Source organism: Lacinutrix iliipiscaria, assembly GCF_042686125.1.
Classification (GTDB): domain Bacteria; phylum Bacteroidota; class Bacteroidia; order Flavobacteriales; family Flavobacteriaceae; genus Oceanihabitans; species Oceanihabitans iliipiscarium.
Map to the genome: position 1 here is coordinate 1 of NZ_JBHUOV010000020.1, position 1,377 is coordinate 1,377.

The 1,377-nt window shown below is 38.7% G+C and carries 1 pseudogene; it reads right to left on the reverse strand.

Annotated elements, in window-relative coordinates:
* Window positions 1-1,377 (reverse strand): annotated as a pseudogene (locus ACFS5M_RS14220) (hypothetical protein); the annotation flags it as partial.

Below are 1,377 nucleotides of genomic sequence, written 5' to 3' on the forward strand. Positions count from 1 at the left end.
CAGGATCAGGAATAACAGTTCCTACATTACTAGTCCAATCTATTTGTACATGATCAGCTTGAGCAAAATCGACAATATTAGTAGATCTGTGTACTTTGATTCTATCATTATTACCAGTTACACCAACACCCCCAGACTGTACAAGGTTCGCACCATGTAAGTGTACAGAGTTTGTAGCAAGAATGGTATAAGCAGAAGCTAAAGAACCAGCATCAAAGTCAGAGATTGTAATTTCAGCATAAGACGTACAGTTAGATGCAGACGTTGCAGTAACTCCGTAAGTTCCATTAGCAGCGATATCAATGCTCTCACCAGATTCACCAGTAGTCCACTGATATGTTACGCCATTAGTACTAGAAGCTGTTAAAGTCATAACTGCCCCTTGACATAATTCAGGTAATTCACTAGAAGAGATTTCTAAATCGTCAATGATTGTTCCTTCTACTGTTACAGTAGCTGTACATGTAGATTGATTACCATGGTTATCAGTAACTGTTAAAGTAACAGTATTATCCCCTAAGTGAGAACAATCGAAATTCTCCATATCGACTTCCATTAAAGCAATACCACAAGAATCACTTGAGCCACCATCGATATCTGCAGCAGTAATTGCAGCAGTACCATTACCATCAAGAGTTAATGTAATGTTTTGACAAACAGCCGTTGGAGCTGTGAAATCTTGCACAACTACATTCGCAGTAGCTGTAGATACATTACCATTAATATCGGTTACGACTAAAGTTACAACGTTAGCTAATCCAACATTTGAACAATCAAAAGTATTAGGCGATACCGTTATAGTATCAACACCACATGCATCTGAAGAACCGTTGTTTACCTCAGCAGCAGTAATGCTTCCGTTACCAGCAGCATCTAATACTACAGTGACATCTTGAGCAATAGCTGTAGGAGCATAATTATCAACTACAGTGACATTTGCTGTCGCTGTTGCTTCGTTTCCATTTACATCAGTTACGGTAAGTACCACAGGGTTTGCGTTACCAACGTCAGCACATGTAAAGTCAGTTTGATCTAGTGCTAAAGAAGCAATACCACAGACATCCGAAGAGCCGTTGTTTACTAATACTGCACTTGTAGAACCGTTACCATTAGCATCTAATTCAACGACTACATCTTGAGCGACAGCTAAAGGAGGAGTATCATCCACTACAGTAACTGCAGCAACACAAGTTGAACTATTACCATGAATATCAGTAATAGTAAGTATTACATTATTAGCTAACTCAACAATCTCAATATCATGATTACCTAAGCCAGACATGTCTGACCATGCAGTTTGGCTCCATTCAGAAGCTAGTCCAGAGTTATCATTACCGATATTTCCAGCTAATACATCAATATTTCTAGTTAAAGATG